Raw genomic sequence first — 25,161 nt, 5'->3', positions numbered from 1 at the left:
ATCGCCGGTCCGGACCAATCGCGAGACTTTGATGGGCGCTTAGCTCAGTTGGTAGAGCAGCTGACTCTTAATCAGCGGGTCGTAGGTTCGAGCCCTACAGCGCCCACCATCAAAGTCCCACGTTCTCCGGTTGGAAGGGCGTGCGCGAGGCGGAGCTGAGACTCGCCTCTGAGTTCCACATCTGGCTCATGCCCTTCGTTGCGGCTGCTTCTCTTCGAGCTCGCCGATGGCGCTGTCAGTAAGCCTGACGTCGCGGCTCAGGCAGCGGCTGCCGAGGATCGACCTGACTTCGCCAAGCCCATGTCCAGTCCACCGAATCGCTTTGAGCGCCCGGCGATCTTCACGGCGGCCATCGTGGAGGTCCATGCCGCCGGACGACATGCGGAAGCTTGGGGTTCCGGCCGCCACGTGGAAGCGCCGCGAGCCCGATGGGAATGTGGCGGCGTCCGTCGTGCGCGGCGAGCCGGATGGGACGCCGGCGGCCGAGACCTATCGGCCGTACTCATTTAAAACCATCGAGGGTCGGATCAGGTGGGCCGGCTCCGACCCTGTCGCCGAGTTCGTCACCGGCAAGGCGCCTGAGGCGCCTGACCGAAGACGACGCCGCAAGGCGCCTGGATGTCGCCGACCTCAGAACCGCTTCCAGGTTGATGAACCACCGGCCGCCAACTTCCGGAGCTGGCGCGGTTCTCCAAGGGCAGGCTCGCGCGACCGGAAGGCTGCATCGGCCACCTGGATCAGTCTCTCTGGCTCGCTGCGTGGCGCGCCCGCGCTGGTTCGGAAACCGGCGACGAGTTCGTCCAATGTCTGGATTTGCTGCGTCAGCGAGGCAGCCGAAGCTGCGCTCTCTTCGGCCAAGGCGGCGTTCTGCTGGGTCATCTCGTCCATGTGAGCGATGGCCTGGCTCATCTCGTCGATGCCGTTGGCCTGTTCGCCCGCCGCAGCCGAGATCTCGGTCACCGTCGCAGAGACTTTGCGGGACGCCTGCACGATCTGCCCGAGCGCCTCGCCGGCCGAGCGCACCAGCTGCACACCTTCCGAGACCTGCGCCGTCGAGGCCATGATCAGGCCCGAGATGTCCTTGGCCGCCTCGCTCGAGCGCTGGGCAAGTGTGCGGACTTCCGAGGCCACCACCGCAAAGCCCTTTCCGGCGTCGCCCGCCCGGGCGGCCTCCACCGCTGCATTGAGCGCCAGGAGGTTCGTCTGGAAGGCGATGTCGTCGATCACAGAGGTGATGTCGGTGATCTTCTGCGACGCGGACTCGATGCGAGCCATGGCGTCCACGGCCTTCCGCACGATCTCGCCGCCGTCCTGGGCCACCTGCATTGCTTCTTCGGCGACCTCGACAGCGTGACGCGAAGCCTTGGCGCTGGCCTTGACCGATGCTGCGAGCTCTTCGGTCGTCGCAGCAGTCTCTTCGAGGCTCGCGGCCTGGCCTTCGGTCCGCTTGCTCAGATCATCAGCCCCCAGGTTGATTTCCTTCGCCGCATTGCCGACGTCCACGGTCGTGGACTGGATCGTCGTCACGGTTTCCGAGAGACGGGCCACAGTCGTGTTGACGGCCTCCTTCAGTTCGCCGAACCGCCCGGCATGAGCCGTGGTGATCGTGCGGGTCAGGTCGCCGTTGGCCACCGCTCCGAGCACCACGGAAAACTCGCCCGTCGCCCGATCTACGGCTGCATTGATGGTGTTGACGCCTTCGATCAACTTTCCGAGCTCCGGCTGGCTCGTTTGGGCAAGCGCACGCCGGCTGAAGTCGCCATTGGCGGCGGCGTCCACGACAGTGCTGACCTCCTTGACGACCTGGGCCATCTCCACGGCCATGGCGGCACGGTGCTGCGCAGCCGATCGCTCCTGCCCTTCGAGAGCCTGCGTCCGCGCGGCCTCGTCCCGGAACCGCACCACGGCTCCCGCCATTTCGCCGATCTCGTCGGTGCGGGAGCTGCCGGGAACCTCGGCGTGTAGATCGCCCCCCATAATCGCGGCCATTGCGCCGCGTATCCCTTCCAATCCTGTCAGCACGCGCCTCCACACAAAGCCGGCAAGCGCAACCACGGAGCAGACTAGCATCAGGACCGCGAGATAGGTCGCGTACTCGAAGAACCTGAGCCTCGCCTCGGCCTCCGCGACGTTGCCCTGTGTGCGCTGCTCAAGGCGCACGAAGAATTCGTCCACCGGCTTCATGATCTCCGCCTTGAAGCGGTGATACTGGCTGGAATGGACAAGTTCGCGCGCCCGGGCCGGATTAGCGGGTGCGGGGTTGCTCAGCCGATCCTTGCCTTCGACCGCATTCATGGCCTCAACTTCGAGTGCGACGAGACCGTCCGACTTGCCTTTCGCCTCTTCAAGTTTTGCGAACTCCTCCGCCGTGAACCCGGCCTGCTTCATGAGGTCCAGAAGCGGGATGGGCCGGTCGATCGGGCGAGGCTGCTCTTCACCCGCAGCCACGAAATCCCAATAAATCCGGTGGTAGTCGCGTGGGCGCGCCTTCGTCCCATTCCGAATAGCGATGATGTCGTTGTACTGCTGCTTGTAGATAGGATCGCTTGTGATGACGTATGTTCGGGCAAGTCGGGTAAGGTCATCTGAGCTTTGGCGAAACTCGTCGGCGAGCAGATACGACCTATGTTTTACATCATAGGCCGAACTGACCGAACTTGAAGCTTTGCTGTATCCGACCAAGGCTCCTGCCAGCAGCGCACCCGACACAAGGCTCACGGCAGCCAGAACTACGAATGTTTTCTTGACACTGAACATGCATTTCTCCTTGGCGCGCCGTCTGACGCGCCAACCTTTCTCTTTATGCCTGCTCGGCTAAGAGACCGCAGCGATCCTCATCACCGGAATGACCATGCCGCGCGTCACCACGAGCGTACGAACATTGCGGTTTCCTCCGCTGGCGGAGGCTCAAGTGTGGCGGTTCTCCTCGTGGAGCACGATGACCACAGCGGTTGAACTGGGCTGGCTCGTCCCAATCTCATGCGCTGGGGGAAGCGGCACTGGAGGACGAACATGTCAGGACAGATCAGGCCAAGTCGTAGTTTCAAGCTAGCGCATAATGTTGATGAAACCTGTTTCTTATTTTCAACAGAGATCAATCAGCACATCAGTAAGCAAAAACTGCTCACCATCTTGGACTTTCTCCGTTCGCCATGTTCTGCGTTTGAACATTGGGCGAAAATGGCTCAGCTCGAGCTCATTGGCGAACCGGCTCTCGTTTAAGAGCTCGTCGGGCATGCGCCCGTTAAAGCTCTCGCAACAGCCGTTCCGCATCGGTTTTCCCGGCGCGATGAAGCGGCGGACGATCGTGGGGCGCGAGTTGTCCGAAGCTGTGGGGAAGCGGGTCCTGCGAAGCCCCCGCCTGACGCCGGACAATTCACTGGCCCCCTTGCGATTTGCTGATGGTCGTCACGGCACGGATCGATAGGTTCGACCAGACTCCACGACCTCAAGAGAGCGGAGCCGTTCGTGCTCCTGAACATGAGGTGTCCCATGGCACAGTCTATTTCCAGGCCCTACACAGGCCTCGCGGAGCGCAGGATCGCACCCGCGCCGCTCTACTACCTGGACCGTGACATCGGCCGGTTTGCCCGAGACCTGCTCGCGGGTGGATGGATGTCCGCCCTCGAGGATTCGAGCGAACTCGTCAGGCCGGCCATGAATGTCAGCGAGACAGACGGGGAACTCCGCATCAGCCTGGATCTCCCCGGCGTCGACCAGTCGAGCATAGACGTGACGGTCGACGGCGACATGCTGACGATCCGCGCGACCAGAAGCGCCGAGAAGAGAGACGATCGGGAAAATTTCCACATCGTGGAGCGGCATTTCGGAACGTACCAGCGTAATCTTCAGCTTCCCTTCCACGTAGATCCCCAGGCGATCCAAGCCCGCTTCGAAAACGGTGTGCTGAAACTGGTGATCCCGAAGTCTCAAGGAGCGAACCGGCCGCAAAAAGTGGCGATCCAGAGCGGAGCGGCGAACGCTGGCTCCTCAACCGGCGATCAGTCCTCCGCGGGCGATCAGTCCTCGTCTGGCGAGAAGCGCGCCGGGCCCGGGTAGAGGCAGCTCCCTACGGTGTACGCTCAGTCCTGATGCGAGGAGGGCGCTCCGCAAGGGCCTGACGCTCAGCCGCGGGCTGCCGCCCTCCTCACCCGAAAAGGCCGGCCCGGCCGCTGGGGGCCGCCTCGCCTGGCCGATCTGCGCGACCTGCGCGCCGCGTGCGCCGAAACCATCCCGGATACGGTGTCCCCCCTAGGGAACATCCGACTGTACCCGGTCGATTGGCGCTCAAAGTCTCCGGTGCACTCTCAAGTGCTCACTCTCGATCCGGGGACACAGGACATGACCCAGCACGCTTTCGATCTAGCGGGGGTGAATTGGCCAAGAATCGGCTCGGTTTTCGCTTCGGATTGCTTTGAAGGTCATCCGTCCCACGCAGACAGCTTCCGGACACCTTCAGCTCGGCAGATCGTTCTTACCCCGGCAGGGAACACCATCTATCGGGAAGGGGAGCCTTGCCGTGCAATCTTCCAGGTTGCGCACGGCCTTGGGCGCACGGTCAAACAAACGAGCGAAGGCCGCCGAATCGTCCAGTCCTTCTGTGTGCCCGGCGACATCTTCGGAATCAGTTGCACAAGCACCTATATGGCGACCGCCGAAGCGGTGTCGGACCTTCATCTGATCAAGTTCGAACCGAGCCAGTTCGACTCGTGGCTGGAGACCGATAGGACTTTGGCTCGACAACTCTGGAACTGGCTGGTCAGGAACAGCGAACGGGCGGAGCAGCTGCGATGGTTGGCGCGAGGCACGTCGATCGAGAAGCTTTCGTATTTTCTGCTCGATCTGGCCGAACGACTGTCGGCCCGAACTCGCGTAGAACTTCAGATGTCGCGCTATGACATCGGAGATTATCTCGGGCTTTCAAGCGAGACTGTCAGCCGCGCGTTCACGATATTGCGCGCTCGTGAGTTCATTTCCATCACCGGACGTATTGTGTACCTCCGAAATCCGTCAGGTCTGCAGCAACTCTCGATGGCTTGCAGCACCCGCCAGGACCAGGGGTAAGTCAGACGGCGCAGGGGCTCGACCATAGCGCCGGTCCATCCGCGCCCGGCGCTATAGCGTGCGCATTCGAGAAGTCGTCGGCGTGGTCCGAAGCCGCGATCCCCTGAGCGCCGTCGAAATCCCGAATGTTCCCCGCCGGCCGAACATGACGAGCGACGACGTCGGATCCGCGTCCGTGCTCGTCTTCGGTTCCTTGCTGGCCATCGGAACCATGCGAGCGGCCATGCCGGTTCTCGCTTCCCGGGGCGCCATAGCGGCTGCGTGCCGGCCGCTGTGACGGGACGTGCGCCTATTCGCTCATTTTTGGCGTCCTTCTGATCGTCGCCGTCTTCGAGCTTTGCAAGAGCCAAGAGAAGGCGGAGCCGGCGCAAATCCATGACAGGCTCGGAGGATCCAGACGCCGCGGGGCGTTTTGCTGACCGCCGTCAGGGCGCCGCCGGTTCCGGTATCCCATGCTTCCAGCCCAGAAGAGAGAAGACGTGCAAGGAGTCAGCAATGAGCGGAATCCTTTCTCCCGGGACCAAAGCGCCAGACTTCACGCTCAAGGTTACTCCCGATCAGGAGCTCACCCTCGGTGATTTTTACGGGAAACCCATCGTGTTGGCGTTTTACCCGGCCGACTGGAGCCCGGTCTGCGGCGACCAGGTCACTCTTTACAATCAGATCCTGCCTGAATTCCGCAAATTCGAGGCTGAACTGCTCGGGATTTCCGTGGACGGCGTCTGGTGCCACCAGGCGTTCGCCCACGAGCGCAACCTCCACTTTCCCCTTCTCGCCGATTTCCACCCGAAAGGCGCGGTCGCGCGGAGTTACGGCGCCTATCGCGAGCAGGACGGGGTTTGCGAACGCGCCCTGTTCGTCATCGACACCCAAGGCGTCATCGCGTGGAGTTACCGCTCGCCGATCGCCGTAAACCCCGGTGCTGACGGCATTCTGGAGGCTTTGGAAAGCCTGCCACAGCCGGGCCAGCCACAGCAGGAAATGCACAATGGCACAGTTGCGAGAGCCGGTCGGGCCAGCTGACCACATCCGCGGTGACCTCGGGGCCCCCGTGACGCTGGTTGAATACGGGGACTACGAATGTCCGCATTGCGGGATGGCGCACCCTGTCGTCGCCAGCATCCGCCAGCAGTTGGGGCCCACCCTGTGTTTCGTGTTCCGGCATTTTCCCCTGACGGAGGTTCATCCGTTGGCGGAACCGGCGGCCGAAAGCGCCGAGTTCGCAGGCGATCACGGACGGTTCTGGAACATGCATGACGCGCTGTTCGAGAATCAGGAAGGGCTGGGCCTTCCCCTGTTTGTGGCCCTGGCCAAGGGCCTTCGCCTGCCCAGCGCCGAACTCCAGGAGGTCATCGCCTACGGCAAGTATCGACCCAGGATACAGTCCGATTTCCTCGGAGGCGTCAGGAGCGGCGTCAACGGAACGCCGTCCTTCTACATCAACGGGATACGTCACAACGGCTCGTACGCCTACGAAGATCTCATGCTGGCGATCCAAAACGCTCTTCCAGTTTAACGACGGCTGTTGAAAGACGCCGGAGGACTGGCCGCAGTCACTGGCGGTCAGCAGGTGCGACGCTGTCATGACAACCGATCGAAGCTGATCCTTCTCTGTTCTCAGCCCAGGAGATTCATCATGGTCACCGTCTCTCGCCGATACTGCATCGGATCAGGATTGGGACTTGGCGCGGCTTTCGTCGTCATTGGGGCCATGCTCCCTCCAAGTTCCGCGATGTCGCAAGTCGTCCAGCTCGTGAAGGTCGATGTCGCGGCGGTCGCGAAAGGCTTCAGGGCCAAGAAGATACTCGGATCCAAAGTCACCAATGACAAGAGCGAAAGCATCGGCAGTCTTGATGACATCATCATCGACGAGAAGAAGCAGCTCTTCGCCGTCCTCCAGGTCGGCGGGTTCCTGGGTCTCGGCGGTCATCTGATCGCCGTGCCGTACAACTCGCTCAAAATCAGTGACGACGGCAAAAAAATCGAGCTTCCAGGGGCCTCGCGGGAGGCTCTCACCGGGCTGACCGAATTCCACTACAGCAGCTAGCGGAGAACAGCCATGAGGACGGACGCAGATATCGAACGGGATGTGAGAGAAGAGATCACGTGGAACCCTGATCTCGACGCGAAAGACATCGCAACGACGGTCAACAACGGCGTGGTGACCTTGGCGGGGTTCGTCAAGAGCTATGTCGACAAGTACGAGGCCGAGCGGGCCGCAAAGCGGGTGGCGGGGGTAGCCGCGGTCGCGAACGACATCGAAGTCAGAATACCGAACGTCGATCAGCGTCCTGACCCTGACATCGCCAGCGACGCCGTGGCTGCGCTGAAGTCCGCTCTTCCCCTGACCTGGGAGAAGATCACGGTGACGGTGAAGTCCGGGTGGGTGACCCTCGAAGGAACGGTTGACTGGAACTACCGCCGCGCCGCCGCCGAAGGCGCCGTACGACCCGTGAAGGGCGTGAAAGGGATCACCAATTCCATTGTGGTGAAGCCTGCGGCCGAACCGTCCCAGATCAAGCAGAAGATCATGGACGCGTTCAAGCGCAACGCAGAGGTGGACGCCAACCGCATCACCGTGGAGACGCACGGCGCCGAGGTCGTGCTCAAGGGCACCGTCCGGTCGTGGATCGAGCGCGAGGAGGCCGAGCGCGTGGCCTGGTCGGCGCCGGGCGTGACCAAGGTCGAGGACCGCATCGTCGTGAGTCCGTGATCTTTCGGTAGCGCCGCTAGCCGGGCGCTGCCGGATACGCCCCGGGTCACTCCTCCCTGGCCCGGGGCGACTTCCCTCCGGCCCCCGGCGGGCCGCAGCCGCTGACGGAGAACCACCATGGCGAAAGCGATCGGCATCGATCTGGGCACCACCAACTCCTGCGTCGCCGTCGTCGAAAACGGAGCGGCGAAGGTCGTCGAGAATGCCGAAGGCAACAGGACCACGCCGTCCATGGTCGGGTTCACCGACAGGGGGGAGATCCTGGTCGGTCAGCCAGCCAAGCGGCAGAGCATCACCAATCCCGAGAACACGATTTTCGCCATCAAGCGCCTGATCGGGAGGCGCTATGACGACCCCACGACCCAAAAGGACAAGGAGATGGTCCCCTACAAGATCGTCCCCGGCGACAATGGCGACGCCTGGGTGGAGGTCAGGGGCAAGCGATACAGCCCGAGCCAGATCAGCGCCTACATCCTTCAGAAGATGAAGGAGACGGCCGAGGCCTATCTGGGCTCTCCGGTGACGGAAGCCGTCATCACGGTCCCGGCCTATTTCAATGACGCCCAACGGCAGGCCACGAAAGATGCGGGGCGCATCGCCGGGCTGGACGTGCTGCGCATCATCAATGAGCCGACGGCCGCCGCGCTCGCCTACGGTTTGGAAAAGCAGGGCCAAGGAACAATCTCAGTCTACGACCTGGGCGGCGGCACGTTCGACGTGTCCGTGCTGCAGGTAGGCGAAGGCGTTTTCGAGGTGCGCTCGACGAACGGCGACACGTTCCTGGGCGGTGAAGACTTCGACAAGCGCATCCTCGACTACATCGCTGACGAGTTCCGCAAAGAGAACGGCATCGATCTGCGCAAGGACCGGCTCGCACTGCAGCGCCTGAAGGACGCGGCGGAAAGGGCGAAGATCGAGCTGTCCAGCGCCACGCAGACCGAGGTGAACCTGCCATTCATCACGGCCGACCAGAACGGCCCGAAGCACCTTGCCCTAACGCTGAGCCGCTCGAAGCTCGAGGCTCTCGTGGACGATCTGATCCAGAAGACGGTCGATCCCTGCACAGCCGCCCTCAAGGATGCGGGCCTTCAGGCAGCGGACATCAGGGAGGTCGTTCTCGTCGGCGGACAGACCCGCATGCCGAAGGTGCAGGACACCGTTCAGAAGCTGTTCGGCCGGGAGCCCCACAAGGGCGTCAATCCCGACGAGGTCGTCGCCATCGGGGCCGCGATCCAGGCCGGCGTCCTCCAGGGCGACGTCAAGGACGTTCTGCTACTCGACGTGACGCCGCTATCGCTCGGCATCGAGACGCTCGGTGGCGTCATGACGAAGCTGATCGAGAGAAACACCACCATTCCGACGAAGAAGAGCCAAACCTTCTCGACCGCCGAGGACAGCCAGACCGCAGTGACGGTGCGTGTGTTCCAGGGAGAGCGCGAGATGGCCGCAGACAACAAACTGCTCGGCCAATTCGACCTGGTCGGCATCCCGCCTGCGCCACGCGGCCTGCCGCAGATCGAGGTCACGTTCGACATCGACGCCAACGGCATCGTCAACGTCTCTGCGAAGGACAAGGCCAGCGGCAAGGAACAAACCATTCGGATCCAGGCCTCGGGCGGGCTCTCGGAAGCGGATATCCAGCGCCTCGTCCAGGAGGCGGCGTCGCATGCTGCGGAGGACCGCAAGCGCAGGGAACTCGTGGACGCCCGCAACCAGGCCGACGCCGTCGTCTATTCGGCCGAGAAGGAACTGACCGAGGCGGGGAGCCGGATCCCCGAACAGGTCCGGGCGGACGTGGACAAAGCCATCGCCCTCGTGAGGCGGGCTATCGCAGAAGACAATGTCGAGGCCATCCGTAGCACGGCGGAACGCCTGACGCAGGCCGCATTGCAGATCGCGGTGGCTGCAGGCGCCGGGTCCGGCTCGTCCGCCGCGCCGAGCGGTTCTCCCGGCGAAGATGTGGTCGACGCGGAGTTCAGCGAGGTGGACGGCGCCAACCGCAACGCCGGAAGGAGCTGACGCAAAACTTCGAGCGCGGCACGGGGCGAGGGCGGAGCCATGCAGATCGACAAGTACACTGATCGCCTCAAGGAGCTGGTCCAGGCCGCACAGGATCGAGCCTTGCGCAGTGGGCACCAGCAGTTCACGCCCTTGCATCTGCTAAAGGCCCTGCTGGAGGACGACCAGCGCCTCGCCACGAACCTGGTCGAGGCGAGCGGCGGTCGCCCTGACGCCGTCGCGGCGGCGGTCGACCGGGCGCTCGCCAAAATTCCGGTCATTCAGGGAGGGGCGGCCGGTCAGATTTACCTCACCGCCGAGGCCAGCCGCGTCTTCGAGGAGGCCGAGCAGTTCGCCAAGCGGCAGGGCGACGCCTTCGTCACGGTTGAGACCCTGCTGCTGGCGCTGGTCACGTCGCCGGGGGAAGCCGGGAACGCGCTCCGGCAGGCGGGAGTGACGCAAGAAGGCCTGCGCCGCGCCATCGAGGATCTCAGGAAGGGCCGCAAGGCCGACAGCCCATCCGCTGAACAGAGCTATGATGCGCTGGAGAAATACACGCGCGACTTCACCGTGGAGGCGCAGGCCGGCAAGCTCGATCCGGTGATCGGCCGCGACGAGGAGATCCGCCGCACCGTCCAGGTGCTGTCGCGGCGGACCAAGAACAATCCGGTCCTGATCGGGGAGCCGGGCGTCGGGAAAACCGCCATCGTGGAGGGCTTGGCTCAGCGGATCATCAACGGCGACGTTCCGGAAGCGCTCAAGGACAGGCGCCTGCTGGCCCTCGACCTCGGCGCCCTGCTCGCGGGCGCGAAATACCGCGGAGAGTTTGAGGAGCGCCTCAAGGCCGTCCTCCAGGAGCTGCAGGCGGCCGGGGACGTGATCCTGTTCATCGACGAGCTTCACACCCTGGTCGGGGCGGGCAAGGCCGAGGGAGCGATGGACGCCTCCAACATGCTGAAGCCGGCCCTCGCGCGGGGCGAACTGCACTGCATCGGCGCCACGACCCTCGACGAATACCGCAAGCACATCGAGAAGGACGCTGCGCTGGCCCGCCGCTTCCAGCCCGTCGTCGTGGGCGAGCCTTCAGTCGAGGAGACAATTTCGATCTTGCGAGGCTTGAAGGAGAAATATGAGGTGCACCATGGCGTCCGCATTGCGGACGCCGCTATCACGGCGGCGGCTACGATGTCGCATCGCTACATCGCGGACCGGTTTCTTCCGGACAAGGCCATCGACCTGGTCGATGAGGCCGCCAGCCGCCTCCGGATGCAGGTCGACTCGAAGCCCGAGCCCATCGACCACATCGACCGGCGTATCATCCAGCTCAAGATCGAGCGCGAGGCCCTCAACCGAGAGTCGGATCCCGGCGCCAAGGAGCGCCTGCGCGCGGTCGAGCACGAACTCGCCGAACTCGAACGGGAGTCTGCGGAGCTGACCGCGCGCTGGCGAGCCGAGAAGGAGCGCCTCGGGGCGGTCCAGCGCCTGCAGGAGCAGCTCGACCAAGCGCGCATGGAGCTCGAGGCGGCGCAGCGGCGGGGCGACCTCGCCCGGGCAGGCGAACTTCTCTATTCGGTCATCCCGGCCATGGAGCGTCAGATCGCCGAGGCGTCTTCCGACGCGGCGAACCGCATGCTGAAGCAGGAGGTCACGGCGGACGATATCGCCGCGGTCGTGTCCAAGTGGACCGGAATTCCAGTGGAGCGGATGCTCGAAGGCGAGCGCGATAAATTGATCCATATGGAAGACAAGCTGCGCGAACGCGTCGTCGGCCAGGACCAGGCGTTGCAGGTGGTGGCGGACGCCATCCGGCGGGCAAGGGCGGGACTTCAGGATCCCCGGCGGCCGATCGGCTCCTTCCTCTTCCTGGGGCCGACGGGAGTCGGGAAAACCGAGCTTTGCAAAGCCGTGGCCGAATTCCTGTTCGACGACGAGCAGGCCATGACCCGCATCGACATGTCGGAATTCATGGAGAAACATTCCGTCGCGCGGCTGATCGGCGCGCCTCCGGGCTATGTCGGCTATGAGGAAGGCGGAACCCTGACTGAAGCGGTGCGGCGGCGGCCCTATCAGGTGATGCTGCTGGACGAGGTCGAAAAAGCCCACGCCGACGTGTTCAACGTCATGTTGCAGGTGCTCGACGACGGGCGGCTCACGGACGGCCAGGGCCGCACGGTCGACTTCCGGAACACCATCATCGTCCTGACCTCCAATCTCGGGGCCGAGTTCCTGGCCGCCCTTCCAGAAGGGCAACCGGCCGAGAAAGCGCGCGACAAGGTGATGGACATGGTCCGCCAGACCTTCCGGCCCGAGTTCCTGAACCGGCTCGACGAGATCGTGCTCTTCAACCGCCTCGGTCGGCAGGACATGCGTCGGATCGTCGACATTCAGCTTGCCGATCTGCAGCGGCGGCTTTCCGAGCGCAAGATTACGCTCCGGATCGACGATACGGCTCGGACCTGGCTGGCGAATACCGGATACGACCCTGTCTACGGCGCAAGGCCGCTTCGGCGCGTCATCCAGCGGGAGCTGCAGAACCCGTTGGCCTCGATGCTGCTGTCGGGAACGGTCCAGGACGGCGACGTGGTCGAGGTCTTGGTGAAGGACGGACGGCTCTCGCTTCGCGCGGCGTTGCTGGCGCACGCAGCATAACGGCGGACATTGTCAGGAGGCAGCCATGGCGGCCGGTCCGGCTGATCAGGACAACCAGAAAGCGGCCCAAGCGACCGAAGCCGCCCCAGGGGCTGCAGGGCAGCCGGAAGAGGCCGCGGAGCGGCACGATCAGCTCCTGCGCGCCCTTGCGGAGTCGCAAAACGCGCGCCGCAGGGCAGAGCGGGCCGGCGAGGATGCGCGCCGGTTCGCGGTCACCGATTTCTCGCGCGAACTGCTCTCCGTGGTGGACAATCTCGCCCGGGCGATCCGCACCGCCGAGGAAGCCAAGGTCGCTACTGGCCTGGACGGATCCCTGCTGGAGGGCGTGCGCGCGACCTTTCGCCAGATGGAAGGCGTATTAGGGCGTTTCGGCGTGCGTCGGCTCGAGGCGAAGGGAGCCGCCTTCGACCCTGAGCGACACGAGGCCATCGCACATCTTGACCGCCCGGACCTGCCGTCCGGACGGATCGTCGATGTGCTCGAGGAGGGATATACGATCCATGATCGGCTCCTGCGTCCCGCACGCGTCGCCGTCGCGGGGGGTGGACCCTCACCTGCAGTGGGCGACGATCCGGATCCCGACCAGACTGGCGCCAGGGCCCCAGCGCCGATGGGGAGAGGTCCTTGAGCCGTGACCCTTACGAGATCCTGGGCCTGAAGAAGGACGCGCCGGCGGCCGAGATCCGCAAGGCGTACAGGCGGTTGGCCAAGAGCAAGCATCCTGACCTCAATCCCGGCAACAAGCAGGCCGAGAATGAGTTCAAGGAGCTGTCGGCAGCCTACGACCTTCTGAACGACCCCGAGAAGCGGGGGAGATACGACCGTGGCGAGATAGACGCGTCAGGCGATCCGAGGGCGCGACAGCGCTACTACAGCGACTTTGCGCAGTCTGGCGAGCCCAACCCCTACGGCGGCGACGCCGCGTTCGCGGACTTCGCCGACGAGGACCTGTTCAGCATCTTCGGCATGGGCCGCGGCGCCGGCGCGAGGGCGCGCGGCGCGGACGTGCGCTACCGGTTGCCGATCGACTTCATGGACGCCGTCAACGGCGCCACGCGCCAGGTCAGGTTGTCGGACGGAAGCACTCTCGACGTTACGATCCCGCCCGGGGTCGAAGACGGCCAGGTGCTCCGCCTCAGGGGCAAGGGAGCGCCCGGCCGCGCCGGCGGCCCTCAGGGCGATGCGCTCATCGAAGTGGCGGTTCGGCCGCATCCGCTGTTCCGACGGGAGGGCGACGACATAAGGCTGGACCAGCCGCTTCCTCTCAAAACAGCTGTGCTCGGAGGAAGCGTGGTCGTGCCCACCCCCACAGGGCCTGTCACCATGAAGGTCCCGAAGTGGACAAACGGGGGCAAGGTGATGCGCCTCAAGGGCAAGGGAGTCCGCCGGCCCGACGGGAGAAGCGGCGACGAGTACGTGACTTTCAGGATCATGCTGCCGCTCGAACCCGATCCGGCCCTGGAAAACTTGCTTAAGGGCTGGGAGCCGACCACCCAAACTCACGAGAGGGGAAGGTAGGCGATGGACCGGTTAGACCTCGGAAGGCTTGCCTCGGTGCCGGCGGAAGAGCTCGACATCTGGATCGCCGAAGGTTGGCTGCTGCCCCGGCTTTCGGGAGGGCGGGAGATCTTCCAGGCCATCGATCTCGCCAGGGTCCAACTGATCGTGGACCTTCGTCGCGATCTGGGAGTCAACGACGAGGCCGTGCCGGTCATCCTCGACCTCGTCGACCAGATTTGCGCCCTCAGGAGCATCCTGCAGCCGCTTCTGCGGGGGGGCGGCCCGGCGACGCGATCGCCTTACGGCGCTCAGGACCGACCGGGGCAGGGGGAGCTCGTCTTCGTCATGCGGCAAGGGAGATTTCCGATGAGTGCAAGCACGCTGCCCAAGTCCGAATGGTCCGGCTTCTTCGCGAGTCTCTCGCGCACGCTGCAGGGCAAACAGGCGGAAATTGAGGTTCTCTCCCTCCAACTCGGAGACGAGATCGAAGCGGAATGGCTGCCGCTCCTGGGCATCGCCTATGACCCCAAGAACGACCTCGTCGAGGTCTCGCTCCAGGACGTCGACCACATGATCCGGAAGCCGAAGGACATCTACGTCGACACCGGTCCGGTCGGGTTACTGACGATCGAAGTGACATCGGCCGACGAGACGCGTCAGATCATCAAGTTCCGCGATCCGTTGATGCTGCCCGCGCCTCATTGAGGACAGCGTCCCCCGGCGGAGCGGAGGGCCAGTCCCTTCGGCGCGGTGCGGCCAGAGGCCGGTCGCGCCGGAGCGCGCTGCGGGATCCTGGGCAGGATCCCGCGATTGCGGCGCCCCCGCGAGTCTCGCCCTTCCCGCACGAAGGTCGACTGCTACCCGGATTACGGTCGGGCCCGTTGCTACGAGGCCGGCCCGCCCTGACGGGTCCTGCGTCTCGTCATCCAGCGGATGAAGATCGGGCCGGGAAAAGCATAGTAGAAAAGGAGAAGGAGATAGACCGACATGCCCAGATAGGGGTTTATAAAAACAAGCAGGAACGCCAGCCCATATAATAAGGGGACGAAAAGCCAGTGCAGGCCGAGCGCCGCGATTCGGTGCTCGTCCACGTGAGGCTGGATCAGGCCACGCCGGTCGGCGTGCTTCCAGATCAGAACGAAGAAGACTCCTGCGAGGCCCAGTAGGGCGCTGTACGTGAATGCCGCCACGCGCAGGTCCGTAAAGTTCGACTTGGCATACTCCGACAGTATCGCGGTGGTGAATGGCAGCACGGCAATGCACATCAGAAGAAGTAAATTCAAGACGAGAAGGACATGGTCACTCTTCTTGATGTGATGGAACATCGTATGATGGTTCGCCCAAACCACGCCGACTTGCAGGAAACTCACAACATATGCGAGATAGAGCGGCCACTGGTCAGCAAGCGCTGTCAGAAGCGGCTGACCGCGCAGCATCGCCTCGCGCGGCACCCGCAGGTCCAGAACCAGCAGCGTCGCGATAATCGAAAAGACACCGTCGCTGAACGCCTCGATGCGCGCCGGCGAGGGCTCTTCGGAGGCTGGCACGGCCCCGTTCCATTCGCGTTTCTCCGATAGGAGTACTGGCGTGGTCATGTGGTCCTACCCGCCTCATTGCCGAATCCTCAGACGCATTCTTGATACCGGGACGCCCCCCGGTCTTCTCTGACAGCCGTCAGCTAACGACGAATTGCAGGCTTGTTGCGGTGACGAGTACGGCCGTCGCGAGTACACTGCACTTTCTCATGTCGGAGCGGCCTTTCCCCCGGGCTGTCCAGAAAGACAAGGTCGGCCCGTTCGGTCCCGGAATAACTCTGGGGAACACGGTCACGTCGGGGGCTTATGCCGTGTCTACTTCCTGGTCCCATCATCTCGACCGTTACGGGCGCGCGTTTGACGAAACGCGCACCGCATGGAGCACGCTGACGTTCTATGGGAGATTTGAACAGGTCATTTCGCTCCTGCTCACGGTCCTGATCAGTCTGGTCATCGTCGGAGCCGTGCTGAACCTTACCTTCCGGATCGCCATCCTTCTCTTGTTCGGGCTCATCGATCCGGCGGAACAGGCGCTGTTCCACGCCATTTTCGGGATGGTTCTTACGGTTCTCATCGCGTTGGAACTCAATCATTCCATCGTGGGTGTCCTGGAGCGGAAGAAGAGCATCATCCAGGTTCGCACCGTCGTTCTCGTCTCGCTGCTGGCGCTCGTCCGCAAATTCATCGTCCTGGATACGGGCAAGACGGAGCCGTGGACGATTATCGGCCTGGCCATGGCGGTGATGGCGCTCGGCGTCGTGTACTGGCTGGTGCGCGATCAGGACTGGAAAGAAGAGCCGCAGGCGACCAAAAACAACGTCGAGGTCTGAGGTCGGCTACGGCCAGGCGACATCCGCCATTTCGGGCCAGCCTTTCCTGTCCCGGCTGGCGGACGGCTTGTTGATCCGGCGTCTCCGGCTGGCGCTCATCATCTCCAGCTCTGGTCGACGCAGGCCCCGGGCTGTTCGCCGCGGTCCTGGGCCAGAGAGGGATAATCCGTGTAGCCCTTCTCGCCGCCGCCATAATAGGTGGTCGGGTCGTCGACGTTGAGCGGGGCGCCGGTGCGCAACCTTTCAGGCAAATCAGGATTGGCGATGAACTTACGGCCGAACGCGACGAGGTCGACCCGCCCCTCGCGAATCCATTGCGCAGCGGCCCTGGCGTCGAAACCGCCGGCGGCGACCAGCGTCCCCTTGAACCTGTCGTGGATCAGCTTGACGAGCGCGAGAGACCGCTGGTCGGGCGGCTCCCCATTCTGCATGTGCTCGATGGCCGGATTGACCACGTGGAGATAGGCGAAGCCGAATTCGCCAAGCCGCTCGGCGACGTAGCCAAAGGTGGCTTCCGGGTCGTCGTCGCTGATGTCGTTCATCTTGCCAAGCGGCGAGATCCGGACCCCGATGCGGTCTGGTCCCCAGATCCGAGAGAGCGCCTCGGCGACCTCCAGCAGCAGTCGCGTCCTGTTCTCCACCGAACCGCCATACGCGTCGGTGCGACGGTTCGTGCCGCTTTCGATGAACTGGTCGAGCAGGTAGCCGTTTGCAGCGTGGATCTCGACCCCGTCGAAGTCTGCGGCCTGGGCGTTCCTCGCCGCGCGCTCGTACTGCCCCACAACATAAGGCATCTCTTCGAGGGAGAGGGCGCGCGGCCGGACGAAGGGGACGAGTTCCCCTTCGCCCCGCTCATTCTCGATGAAGGCCTTGCCCGCCGGACTGATGGCAGATGGGGCGACGGGAAGCATGTGGTCGGGCTGCAGGGCCGGATGCGAGATCCGGCCGACGTGCCACAATTGGCAGAACATGCGTCCGCCGGCCTGGTGCACGGCTTTGGTGACGCGGCGCCACGCCTCGACCTGTTCGCTGCTGTGGATGCCGGGGGTCCAGGCATAGCCCTGCCCCTGCATTGAGATCTGTGTCGCCTCGCTCACGATGAGCGCCGCGGAAGCCCGCTGCGCGTAGTAGCAACACGCAAGAGCGCTCGGCACATTGCCCGGAGACCGCGCGCGTGAGCGGGTGAGGGGCGCCATGACGACGCGATGCGGAAGTTCGAAAGGGCCCAGCCGGTAGGGCTGGAACAGCACGTCGGTCTCTGAAGATGTCGCAGGGCCGGGCGGTCGCGAGAGCGTCGCTGTCTCTTCCATGGAGAGCCTCCTTCGCAAGCACTCCGGCCGACATGGCCGGGCCGCCCGGATCAGCCGATCCGAAAGCCCTGCGCACTTGGCGGGCCATCCGCAGCGGCCCGATCATAGGAACGGGACAATCGCAGGCCCTGATGTCCATCAGCGTCGGCCGAACTCGAAGCGGTCAATATCCGATAATAATCTCGGCCTCCGTTCCGGCCGGCTGCCCATGCGGGATATCGGTGATGAAGAAGCTTCAGGCCTCCGAAACATTGACCCTGACTGAAGCCTTCGACGCGATGGGCCTGTTTCTGCACGCCATCCGTCGGCGCCACGGAGAAGCTGCCGGGGCGCTCGACTTTGTGATCGGCGGACTGAAATGGGCGGACGGATCGCCGGCCGACCCAAGCATGTGGGAGGACTGGGTCACCGCAGCCACGACCGTACGAAGAGGCCCGCAGACAGGTGGGGGACGGTGACCCGCGCCGGCGGCCTGTTCACGACCGCGTGGAGCAGCAGGGCTCCGCCTCCCGAAGCTGCCAGAGCGAAAAAGGCTTCGGCCGGATCGGTGGGCGGTGCGGGTGCATGGACTGCGTCTCCGGCCGAACAAGCGCTGCAAGGCCGTGCGCCTGGGATCTCCAGAGCTCTTCGATCGATGCGAGCCGCGTCCTTGGCGAGACCTCCCATGCGACGCGGTTGGCGTCGGGGTGACTCCATGTCACTCAGGCGCCAAGTGGCCAATCACTCGGCGCGCCGAATGGCGTTCGCGACGTCGTACCTGAACCGGTCGGCATAGGACCGAAGGTACGCCCGTCGCGGTGGCGGATCCTCGACCCGGTACGGCCAGCCATGCCGCTCGGCAAAGGCTATGGCGCTTTGCAGGTCCGGGAAGTTCAATCGGATCTGGCCGAACGGATCGTCGCCTCCGGTCCAGCCCATGAGCGGCTCGATGTATGGAGCCGAGCTGCGCTCGAACTCCAGGACCCACCCTGTCCGTGCGGGTGCGGATGACAGCCCGGGGCGGTCGGGTCGATGGATGCGGACGGTCGGCAGCGAACCGGCCTGCGTGTTGGAGCCGGGCAGAAGGCGAGGAGCCCACCCTTGGTTGTGCAGGCGATCCACCGGGTCTCTTTGCGATGTCATGGCTCCAGTCCTTACATTCGATCCTGGATCTGTTTCCAGACGATGAGATCTATTCCTTCCTTCCGGACCCCGGCGACCATGGCGTGGGCGCTTTGGCATACGTAAACTCGTCACCACACCTCCTCCGAGAGGCGGAGTCCTAAGGGTGAACCCGCAGCAGGGGGCCGATCCCCCGCCGTCCGGGGCGCTTGCTCGCTGAACCGAACAGAGATGGTGAGCTATCCGAACCTCAGATCGCCGGCCGCTTTGACATCCGGCCACGTTCGAACGCTGCCGCTTCGACCGGGCGAGGTCGACCGGCAGGGTGACGCCGCCGCACTCCATCGCCCGCCAGCCCACTGCGCGGCATAGAAGGCGGTGATCACCGGGTTGCGGCGCAAGTCCTTCCTTTGAACGTCAGAAGCGCCCGGCGCTGGCCTCGGCGCCCTGCGCGAACCGCTGCGGCGCCCGAACACTGACGCCCGCGGCATTGGTGCTCGTGGCGGTCGTCCTACGTAGGAACGACACGTATTCGCTTCCCGCTAGCGATAGAGCTACGACACACCCAGAAAGACCGGCTTTCCAGAAACGCCCGCTGATCCGAGGGCAGCCGGCATTGATGACGATTGGCGATTCCGGACGGGAAGAACCGGGGTATGTTCGACCGGTCTCTCACAGGACTCTCATGAGTAGCGCTGAATGGTTGCCCGGTGGGGGGCACATGGGCGCACAGGTGCGCAGCTACGATTGGGCCACCACGCCTCTCGCAGCGCCTGAGACCTGGCCGCCATCGCTGCGCATGGCCGTAACCAACCTACTCAGCTCCACATTCCCGGCCTTCTTGGCTTGGGGGCCGGCGCTTACGAGCTTCTATAATGAAGCGTGCGTTCCGATCATGGTCAACAAGTCGGAGGGGCTCGGGGTGGGGTTCCCTGAGGTCTGGGCGGAGGCTTGGGACATCCTCGGACCGATCACCGCCAGGGCGATGAAGGGCGAAGCCAGCTTTTCCGATGAGCCGCCCCTCATGGCGTTGCGCGGAGACTCTCGAGAGGAATCCTGGTTCTCCATCTCCTGCAGCCCCGTTTGGGACGAGAAGGGATATGTCGGTGGAGTGCTCTGCACGTTCTTTGAGACCACCCGGCGCGTCCGGAAAGAGGCTGCGCTGCGCGAAACGCTCGCCCGCCTCCAGGCGGCTATCGATCTTATGGGGTCTTCACTGTCCACGTGGGACCCGGGAACCGGCGTCCTGAATTCGCTTGCTATTCAGCCCGAAGATCGACCGCTGGTCCGGACGACCTTGGAGCACGTTGAGCCCGTCGGCTTCATTAGCGCGGCGGTCGAGGCCACCGAACGTAAGCGCAGTGAGCAACGCCTGCTCGAGAGCGAGGCCCGCCAAGCCTTCCTCCTCACCTTGAGTGACCGGCTGAAGATCATCAGCGACCCTCGCCAGGCGATGCGCCTGGCGGCCGAGATGCTCGGCGAACGTCTGGAGACGGACCGTGTGGGCTTTTTGGAGATCGCCCCCGACGAGACGCTCAGCGTGAACACCGTCTGGAGCCGCGCCGGCATGCCGAGCATCACCGGGCAGCCCCGTCTGCAGGACCTCGGCGCGGCTTTGACGCAGGATCTTCGCGCCGGACGCATGACCCGACACGACGATGCGCTCGCCGAAGCGCGCATGCCGGGAGCCGATTATTGGGCCGATTGGGGCCGCGCAGTCATCAACATCCCCCTGGTCGAAGACGGCGTTCTCGCCGCGGTTCTGTTCGTCCATCAGGTGAAGCCGCGCCACTGGAGGGATGCTGAGATCGAGCTCATCCGCGAGGTTGCGGATCGGACCTGGGCGTCTATCCAGCGGGCCCGGGCTGAGGGCGCCTTGAACCAGAGCGAAGAGCGCTTTCGGCAGCTCACGAGCCTGATCCCCGCCCTCATCTGGTACGTCGATCCGGTGGGCGCGGTCACCTTCGCCAATGAGCAATGGTCCACATACACGGGCATCACAGACGAGCCTCCGGAACGCTGGCCGGAGCTCCTATTCCACCCGAGCGATCGCAGCGCAAACCGCGCCGCCTGGCTGCATCATCTGGAGGGGGGCGTTGCTTTCGAAGTCGAGGCGCGCATCCGCCGACACGACGGGCCATATCGCTGGTTCATGACGCGGGTCGTTCCGGTACGTGACGCCGAGGGACCCGTCACCGGATGGTTAAGCGTGGCGACCGACATTCACGGCCGCAAGCTGGCCGAGGAGCGTTTCCGCGAGTTCGCGGCGCATTCGACCAACGTGCTCTGGGTCGCCAACGCGAGAGACGGGGCGCTCGAATATCTGAGCCCGGCCTCTGAGAGGGTCTTCGGTGCGCCGCGGATCTCGTTTCTCCCGGACAAAAGTCGCTTGGTCGAGGTCGTTCGTCCTGATGACAGGCCACGGGTCCTTCATGCGTTCGACAAGGCAGCTTCCGGTGAGGTCGCATTGGAGGAGTTCCGTGTCATCCGGCCGGACGGGGCCGTGCGCTGGATCCGCAACACTTTTTTCCCGATCCGCAATGAGCAGGGGGAGATCCACCGGTTGGGCGGCATCGCAGAAGATGTCACGCCGCACGAGGGGCGATTTGTTTATCTGGTCGACGGCGGCAAGGCGTCCCAAGAGAGCCTCTCGCGCCTCCTGAAGGAGGCCGGCTATGACGCCAGGAGCTTCCCGTCCGGCAGGGCCTTCTTGGAGGCCGCACCGGCCCTCACAGCGGGGTGCGTCGTCCTCGACCTGCATCAACCCGGTGGCCTTGCGGTCCCGAGGGAGCTCAAGGCCCGAGGAATCGGCCTACCGGTAATCGCCTTGGGGGAAGCACAGCGAGACGTCATGTTCGGGGTGAATGTTATGAAAGCCGGGGCAACGGACTTTCTGGCGATTCCTTTTCAGCCAGCTCAGTTGCTGGCCGCGATCGCGTCCGCCGCGGCCGGCATTCGCACGTCCGGGGAGCGCAACAAGCATGCTGATCATGCTCGGGCCCAGATCGCGGAGCTGTCGGGGCGGGAGCGTGAGGTCTTGGACGGGCTGCTGGCCAAGACGAACAAGGAGATGGGGCGGGCGCTCGGGATCAGCCCGCGAACGGTCGAGGCTCACCGCGCGCATCTCATGCAGCACCTCGGGGTCAAGACCATTTCTGAAGTCGTGCGCTTCGCCGCCTTGGCCGACCTGAACGCGGACTGAGAGGTGCTGGCAGCGAGCTTGAGCAGTCCGCCAAGCGCGGCGAGGATCAATGCTCCGGTCCGTCAGAGGGCGAGACTGGCGCTCAGGTCAGAGGCGTCCATCGGCCAGCTTGCGAGGGTGCGGGACCGGCTCGGGAACGAGGCAGACTGACACATGGTCGCTCCAGGTGGCGGATCTGTTCACGCGGCATCCATCCTGATGGCCCGGTGAAACATGCGGAACGCGTAGATGAGGCGCATTTCGGCGCCGAGGCTTTCGCCCATGTGTTTGAGGCATTTTTTCTGAAGAGCGCTGAAGGCCCGTGGTCGAGTGTCGAGCACGCAAAGCGATCCAAGACGAACTGCTGGCGAAAAGACGATCGGCGCGCCCGCATAGAAGCGTATCCCCGGGTCGCCGGTCACCATCGGGTTCGTCGCGAACCGATGGTCCCGCGTCGCATCGCTCACCACGAGCACCTCGTCGTGGAGGATCGTATAGTTGCAGAAAGCGGCGTCACGCGACGTTATCCGGTTGGTCAGGCCGATTTTGGCCTTGAACCACTGAACATCCCTCCCGATCAGGGCGACGGCGGCCATGGGGACCTCGAACAACTCCGCCGCCAACTCACACAGTCGGTCGAATTTGTCCGAGGGCTCCGAAAAGAGCATGCCCGTTTCGTCCAGGATTCTCAGCCGTGTGGGCTCATTTGGGGGAAGGGGGTGCATCAGGTTGCCTGAGTCCGGAATGATTGGGGCAGAAGTCCACAGCTTCGTTAAAGCAGAATGCATTCTTAAGAAACAGATCGACAAGATAGGCATGGAATTAATGAGCAGATGTCATTTGACGTCTCAATAGTATCGCATCCTACCGACGAAGTCCTTTCTTATTTCGACTAAAATCAGGTCAGCGCCGCGGTTGAGCAAAAACTGCTCCTTTCGTTTGGGTGTTCCGCGTTCGCTAGAATTTCCGTTTCAACATGGGGGCAAGAATGGCTCAGCTTGAGGCGCCCCGCTGGCATACTCCGGTTTCCGGTCTTTCGCGGCGTCGGGCCGGCAGCCCATGCGGGGATTCCCGACCGGCGCCGCCGCCTGCGCTGGTGGGTCGGATCGACCTCGGGCCGCCGCCGGACTTGATGCTCGAGGAGTTTATTGACATATGTCATTTTTCCCAGCGTTCGCGAAGTTGTATGGATGCGTATGCACAAAATGTTCGTCCTCAGCATTCGCTGGGCCGCATCTCCCATCGATCCGCATTCCATCGATGCGGCCTTGGAGCCTTTCGCCGACTGGATCCGGCTGAATGGCCAGACATGGCTGGTGTGGTCGGACGCGCCCGCGGGGCGCATCGCCGAGACGGTTCGGGGGTGTCTCCAGCCGGAGGAGTCCGTGCTGGTGTTCGGGGTGGATCCGTCCGACGCCGACGGCTGGGAGCGGACCTGGGTCTGGAGCTGGATCGCCAGCAAACGCGAGACAGGCGACTCGACGGGAAGCAAACGCGTCCGGCAGGGCCAGGGCTGAGCGGATCGCCCCGGGATATCGTCAGGCGAAGAGGCCCACGGCCGCATAGGCCGCCGCGCTGATGACGGCCGCCGCCGGCAGGGTCACCACCCAGGCGACGACGATGCTGCTCGCCACGTTCCAGCGGACGGCGGAGACGCGCCGGGCCGCTCCGACGCCGACGATCGCGCCCGTGATGGTGTGAGTCGTCGAGACCGGGACCCCGAGCCAGGTCGCCAGGAACAGCGTGATCGCGCCGCCCGTCTCGGCGCAGAAGCCCTGCATGGGTGTCAGCCGGGTAATTTTCGACCCCATCGTGTGCACGATCCGCCATCCGCCGAAGAGCGTCCCCAGCGCCATGGCGGACTGGCACGACAGGACGACCCAGGTCGGAACGTGGAAGCCGCCCTCCATCATGCCTTGCGAGTAGAGCAGGACGGCGATGATGCCCATCGTCTTCTGGGCGTCGTTGCCGCCATGGCCCAGGGAATAGAACGAGGCCGAGACGAACTGCAGGGTGCGAAAGGAGCTGTCCACCGCGAAGGGGGTGGCGCGCACGAAGACCCAGGACACGATCAGGACGAGCAGGAGCGCCAGCACGAAGCCGACGAGCGGCGACAGCACGATCGCGGCCGCGGTCTTGAGGAAGCCGCTCCACACGACCGCGCTCAGGCCGGCCTTCGCCACGCCGGAGCCCACCAGCCCGCCGATCAGCGCGTGGGAGCTGCTGGACGGAATGCCGAGGGCCCAGGTCACGACGTTCCACACGATGGCGCCCGTCAGCGCGCCGAAGATCACGCGCGGCGTGACGATGTCGACGTCCACGATCCCCGTTCCGAGCGTCTGGGCGACGTGCAGCCCGAAGAACAGGAAGGCGATGAAGTTGAAGAAGGCCGCCCAGATCACCGCGTAGCGCGGCTTCAGCACGCGCGTCGACACGATGGTGGCGATCGAGTTGGCGGCGTCGTGAAGTCCGTTGAGGAAATCGAAGACGAGCGCGACGGCGATCAGGCCCACCAGGAGTGGGAAGGCGATTGTGGGGTCCATGGCGTTCCCGTCGGGGTCAGACGTGCTCGATGACGATGCCGTTGATCTCGTTCGCCACGTCCTCGAAACGGTCGACCACGCGCTCGAGGTGCTTGTAGATCTCGGTCCCGACGATGAAGTCCATGGCGTTGCCGTCGCGGTGGCGGCGGAACAGGTCGCGCAGGCCCTGGTCGTGCAGGTCGTCGGACCGGCCCTCCAGCGTCGTGATCCGCTCGGCGAAGACGTTGATCTCCCCCGCATGGGTCCCGACATTGCGCAGCAGCGGCACGGCCTTGATGGTGAGGCGCGCGCAATCGGCGATGATGGCCGCCATCTCCTGCATGGGCGGATCGAAGACGCGCTGCTCATAGAGCGTGATCGCCTTGGCGGTCTGGTGCATCTGGTCGATGGCGTCGTCCATCGACTGGATCAGGTCCTTGATGTCGCCCCGGTCGAAGGGCGTGATGAAGGTCCGGCGCACCGCGAGCAGAACCTCGTGCGCCACCTCGTCGGCCGCGTGTTCGTGCCGCACAATCTCCTGGCACCAGTGAGGGACGGAGTCTCCGCCTTCCAGGAGCTTCTGGAGAGCGTCGGCTCCGGCCTCCAGCGTTCGCGAGTGCTGCTCAAACAGGTCGAAGAACCTGTCTTCGCGCGGCAGCATCGCCCTGAACCATTTGAGCATGTCGATCAGCCTCGGCCATTGACGCGGATGGCCAGCTAGGCCAGCCCTGCGGCCGGCCGCAACAGAAATGTGACGA

22 protein-coding genes, 1 tRNA gene and 1 pseudogene are annotated in these 25,161 nt (G+C 64.2%); 16 read left to right on the top strand and 8 right to left on the bottom strand.

The annotated features are described in order from the left end of the window. Positions 1-33 precede the first annotated feature (33 nt). Positions 34-109 (top strand) — tRNA-Lys (locus tag ACYVO7_RS05145). 521 nt (positions 110-630) lie between these two features. On the opposite strand, the gene ACYVO7_RS05140 is transcribed toward ACYVO7_RS05145, so the two are convergent. Beyond that, positions 631-2,757: a methyl-accepting chemotaxis protein gene (locus ACYVO7_RS05140; RefSeq protein WP_460448768.1), complete on the bottom strand. Its 2,127-nt coding sequence runs from the start codon at positions 2,755-2,757 to the stop codon at positions 631-633. 447 nt (positions 2,758-3,204) lie between these two features. After that, positions 3,205-3,294 (bottom strand): annotated as a pseudogene (locus tag ACYVO7_RS05135) (integrase core domain-containing protein); the annotation flags it as partial. A 198-nt stretch (positions 3,295-3,492) separates the two neighbouring features. Between ACYVO7_RS05135 and ACYVO7_RS05130 the strand changes: the two are divergent. From ACYVO7_RS05130 to ACYVO7_RS05080, 11 genes are all read left to right on the top strand, one after another. After that, positions 3,493-4,059, top strand: coding sequence for an Hsp20/alpha crystallin family protein (locus tag ACYVO7_RS05130; protein ID WP_460448767.1), 567 nt, complete (start codon positions 3,493-3,495; stop codon positions 4,057-4,059). A gap of 282 nt (positions 4,060-4,341) precedes the next feature. Continuing rightward, entirely contained in the window at positions 4,342-5,064 is a 723-nt protein-coding gene (locus ACYVO7_RS05125) for a helix-turn-helix domain-containing protein (RefSeq protein WP_460448766.1), read from the top strand. 495 nt (positions 5,065-5,559) lie between these two features. Continuing rightward, positions 5,560-6,087, top strand: coding sequence for a redoxin domain-containing protein (locus ACYVO7_RS05120; protein ID WP_460448765.1), 528 nt, complete (start codon positions 5,560-5,562; stop codon positions 6,085-6,087). Positions 6,088-6,115: 28 nt separating this feature from the next. Further along, positions 6,116-6,580, top strand: coding sequence for a DsbA family protein (locus ACYVO7_RS05115; RefSeq protein ID WP_460448764.1), 465 nt, complete (start codon positions 6,116-6,118; stop codon positions 6,578-6,580). Positions 6,581-6,700: 120 nt separating this feature from the next. Beyond that, positions 6,701-7,111 (top strand): PRC-barrel domain-containing protein, encoded by a 411-nt coding sequence (locus tag ACYVO7_RS05110; RefSeq protein ID WP_460448763.1) that lies wholly within the window; start codon positions 6,701-6,703, stop codon positions 7,109-7,111. A gap of 12 nt (positions 7,112-7,123) precedes the next feature. Beyond that, positions 7,124-7,777 (top strand): BON domain-containing protein, encoded by a 654-nt coding sequence (locus tag ACYVO7_RS05105; RefSeq protein ID WP_460448762.1) that lies wholly within the window; start codon positions 7,124-7,126, stop codon positions 7,775-7,777. 117 nt (positions 7,778-7,894) lie between these two features. Continuing rightward, a complete protein-coding gene (gene dnaK, locus ACYVO7_RS05100; RefSeq protein ID WP_460448761.1) occupies positions 7,895-9,796 on the top strand; it encodes a molecular chaperone DnaK in 1,902 nt (633 codons plus the stop codon). 39 nt (positions 9,797-9,835) lie between these two features. Next, a complete protein-coding gene (gene clpB / locus ACYVO7_RS05095; RefSeq protein ID WP_460448760.1) occupies positions 9,836-12,424 on the top strand; it encodes an ATP-dependent chaperone ClpB in 2,589 nt (862 codons plus the stop codon). 25 nt (positions 12,425-12,449) lie between these two features. Further along, the gene (locus tag ACYVO7_RS05090) at positions 12,450-13,052 is read left to right on the top strand and encodes a nucleotide exchange factor GrpE (protein ID WP_460448759.1); all 603 of its coding nucleotides are present in this window, start codon (positions 12,450-12,452) and stop codon (positions 13,050-13,052) included. Next, positions 13,049-13,942 (top strand): DnaJ C-terminal domain-containing protein, encoded by an 894-nt coding sequence (locus ACYVO7_RS05085; protein ID WP_460448758.1) that lies wholly within the window; start codon positions 13,049-13,051, stop codon positions 13,940-13,942. Before ACYVO7_RS05090 ends, ACYVO7_RS05085 begins: the two co-directional genes overlap by 4 nt. A 3-nt stretch (positions 13,943-13,945) precedes the next feature. Beyond that, positions 13,946-14,629 (top strand): DUF5335 family protein, encoded by a 684-nt coding sequence (locus ACYVO7_RS05080; protein ID WP_460448757.1) that lies wholly within the window; start codon positions 13,946-13,948, stop codon positions 14,627-14,629. Between the two features lie 179 nt (positions 14,630-14,808). On the opposite strand, the gene ACYVO7_RS05075 is transcribed toward ACYVO7_RS05080, so the two are convergent. Then, positions 14,809-15,519: a TMEM175 family protein gene (locus ACYVO7_RS05075; protein WP_460448756.1), complete on the bottom strand. Its 711-nt coding sequence runs from the start codon at positions 15,517-15,519 to the stop codon at positions 14,809-14,811. Positions 15,520-15,770: 251 nt separating this feature from the next. Here ACYVO7_RS05075 and ACYVO7_RS05070 point away from each other — a divergent pair, with 251 nt between their 5' ends. Beyond that, positions 15,771-16,289 carry a phosphate-starvation-inducible PsiE family protein gene (locus tag ACYVO7_RS05070; protein ID WP_460448755.1) on the top strand — a complete coding sequence of 173 codons (519 nt, stop codon included), beginning with the start codon at positions 15,771-15,773 and terminating at the stop codon, positions 16,287-16,289. A gap of 98 nt (positions 16,290-16,387) precedes the next feature. On the opposite strand, the gene ACYVO7_RS05065 is transcribed toward ACYVO7_RS05070, so the two are convergent. After that, the gene (locus ACYVO7_RS05065; RefSeq protein WP_460448754.1) at positions 16,388-17,599 is read right to left on the bottom strand and encodes an alkene reductase; all 1,212 of its coding nucleotides are present in this window, start codon (positions 17,597-17,599) and stop codon (positions 16,388-16,390) included. 224 nt (positions 17,600-17,823) lie between these two features. Between ACYVO7_RS05065 and ACYVO7_RS05060 the strand changes: the two genes are divergently transcribed. Beyond that, positions 17,824-18,057 carry a hypothetical protein gene (locus ACYVO7_RS05060; protein ID WP_460448753.1) on the top strand — a complete coding sequence of 78 codons (234 nt, stop codon included), beginning with the start codon at positions 17,824-17,826 and terminating at the stop codon, positions 18,055-18,057. 262 nt (positions 18,058-18,319) lie between these two features. On the opposite strand, the gene ACYVO7_RS05055 is transcribed toward ACYVO7_RS05060, so the two are convergent. Continuing rightward, positions 18,320-18,721, bottom strand: a complete 402-nt coding sequence (locus ACYVO7_RS05055) for an ETC complex I subunit (protein WP_460448752.1) — start codon at positions 18,719-18,721, stop codon at positions 18,320-18,322. A gap of 700 nt (positions 18,722-19,421) precedes the next feature. Here ACYVO7_RS05055 and ACYVO7_RS05050 point away from each other — a divergent pair. Continuing rightward, a complete protein-coding gene (locus tag ACYVO7_RS05050; protein WP_460448751.1) occupies positions 19,422-21,902 on the top strand; it encodes a PAS domain-containing protein in 2,481 nt (826 codons plus the stop codon). Between the two features lie 179 nt (positions 21,903-22,081). On the opposite strand, the gene ACYVO7_RS05045 is transcribed toward ACYVO7_RS05050, so the two are convergent. Continuing rightward, the gene (locus ACYVO7_RS05045) at positions 22,082-22,549 is read right to left on the bottom strand and encodes a GAF domain-containing protein (RefSeq protein ID WP_460448750.1); all 468 of its coding nucleotides are present in this window, start codon (positions 22,547-22,549) and stop codon (positions 22,082-22,084) included. A gap of 522 nt (positions 22,550-23,071) precedes the next feature. On the opposite strand from ACYVO7_RS05045, the gene ACYVO7_RS05040 reads away from it, so the two are divergent. Then, positions 23,072-23,398 (top strand): hypothetical protein, encoded by a 327-nt coding sequence (locus ACYVO7_RS05040; RefSeq protein WP_460448749.1) that lies wholly within the window; start codon positions 23,072-23,074, stop codon positions 23,396-23,398. Between the two features lie 21 nt (positions 23,399-23,419). Here the strand turns inward: ACYVO7_RS05040 and ACYVO7_RS05035 are convergent, their stop codons facing one another. Next, on the bottom strand, positions 23,420-24,424 hold the full coding sequence (locus ACYVO7_RS05035) for an inorganic phosphate transporter (protein ID WP_460448748.1): 1,005 nt from the start codon (positions 24,422-24,424) through the stop codon (positions 23,420-23,422). Positions 24,425-24,440: 16 nt separating this feature from the next. Next, complete coding sequence (locus ACYVO7_RS05030) at positions 24,441-25,085, bottom strand: DUF47 domain-containing protein (RefSeq protein WP_460448747.1); 645 nt, start codon at positions 25,083-25,085, stop codon at positions 24,441-24,443. Between the last annotated feature and the right edge of the window lie 76 nt (positions 25,086-25,161).

Source organism: Alsobacter sp. SYSU BS001988 (assembly GCF_054796215.1).
This window is presented reverse-complemented; position numbering and strand designations above follow the sequence as displayed.

Bases quoted from the DNA above. Each gene is read 5' to 3' on its own strand.
- ACYVO7_RS05140 (WP_460448768.1), bottom strand. From the start codon at position 2,757: ATGTTCAGTGTCAAGAAAACATTCGTAGTTCTGGCTGCCGTGAGCCTT.
- ACYVO7_RS05130 (WP_460448767.1), top strand. From the start codon at position 3,493: ATGGCACAGTCTATTTCCAGGCCCTACACAGGCCTCGCGGAGCGCAGG.
- ACYVO7_RS05125 (WP_460448766.1), top strand. From the start codon at position 4,342: ATGACCCAGCACGCTTTCGATCTAGCGGGGGTGAATTGGCCAAGAATC.
- ACYVO7_RS05120 (WP_460448765.1), top strand. From the start codon at position 5,560: ATGAGCGGAATCCTTTCTCCCGGGACCAAAGCGCCAGACTTCACGCTC.
- ACYVO7_RS05110 (WP_460448763.1), top strand. From the start codon at position 6,701: ATGGTCACCGTCTCTCGCCGATACTGCATCGGATCAGGATTGGGACTT.
- ACYVO7_RS05105 (WP_460448762.1), top strand. From the start codon at position 7,124: ATGAGGACGGACGCAGATATCGAACGGGATGTGAGAGAAGAGATCACG.
- dnaK (WP_460448761.1), top strand. From the start codon at position 7,895: ATGGCGAAAGCGATCGGCATCGATCTGGGCACCACCAACTCCTGCGTC.
- clpB (WP_460448760.1), top strand. From the start codon at position 9,836: ATGCAGATCGACAAGTACACTGATCGCCTCAAGGAGCTGGTCCAGGCC.
- ACYVO7_RS05090 (WP_460448759.1), top strand. From the start codon at position 12,450: ATGGCGGCCGGTCCGGCTGATCAGGACAACCAGAAAGCGGCCCAAGCG.
- ACYVO7_RS05080 (WP_460448757.1), top strand. From the start codon at position 13,946: ATGGACCGGTTAGACCTCGGAAGGCTTGCCTCGGTGCCGGCGGAAGAG.
- ACYVO7_RS05075 (WP_460448756.1), bottom strand. From the start codon at position 15,519: ATGACCACGCCAGTACTCCTATCGGAGAAACGCGAATGGAACGGGGCC.
- ACYVO7_RS05065 (WP_460448754.1), bottom strand. From the start codon at position 17,599: ATGGAAGAGACAGCGACGCTCTCGCGACCGCCCGGCCCTGCGACATCT.
- ACYVO7_RS05060 (WP_460448753.1), top strand. From the start codon at position 17,824: ATGAAGAAGCTTCAGGCCTCCGAAACATTGACCCTGACTGAAGCCTTC.
- ACYVO7_RS05055 (WP_460448752.1), bottom strand. From the start codon at position 18,721: ATGACATCGCAAAGAGACCCGGTGGATCGCCTGCACAACCAAGGGTGG.
- ACYVO7_RS05050 (WP_460448751.1), top strand. From the start codon at position 19,422: ATGGGCGCACAGGTGCGCAGCTACGATTGGGCCACCACGCCTCTCGCA.
- ACYVO7_RS05045 (WP_460448750.1), bottom strand. From the start codon at position 22,549: ATGCTCTTTTCGGAGCCCTCGGACAAATTCGACCGACTGTGTGAGTTG.
- ACYVO7_RS05040 (WP_460448749.1), top strand. From the start codon at position 23,072: ATGCGTATGCACAAAATGTTCGTCCTCAGCATTCGCTGGGCCGCATCT.
- ACYVO7_RS05035 (WP_460448748.1), bottom strand. From the start codon at position 24,424: ATGGACCCCACAATCGCCTTCCCACTCCTGGTGGGCCTGATCGCCGTC.
- ACYVO7_RS05030 (WP_460448747.1), bottom strand. From the start codon at position 25,085: ATGCTCAAATGGTTCAGGGCGATGCTGCCGCGCGAAGACAGGTTCTTC.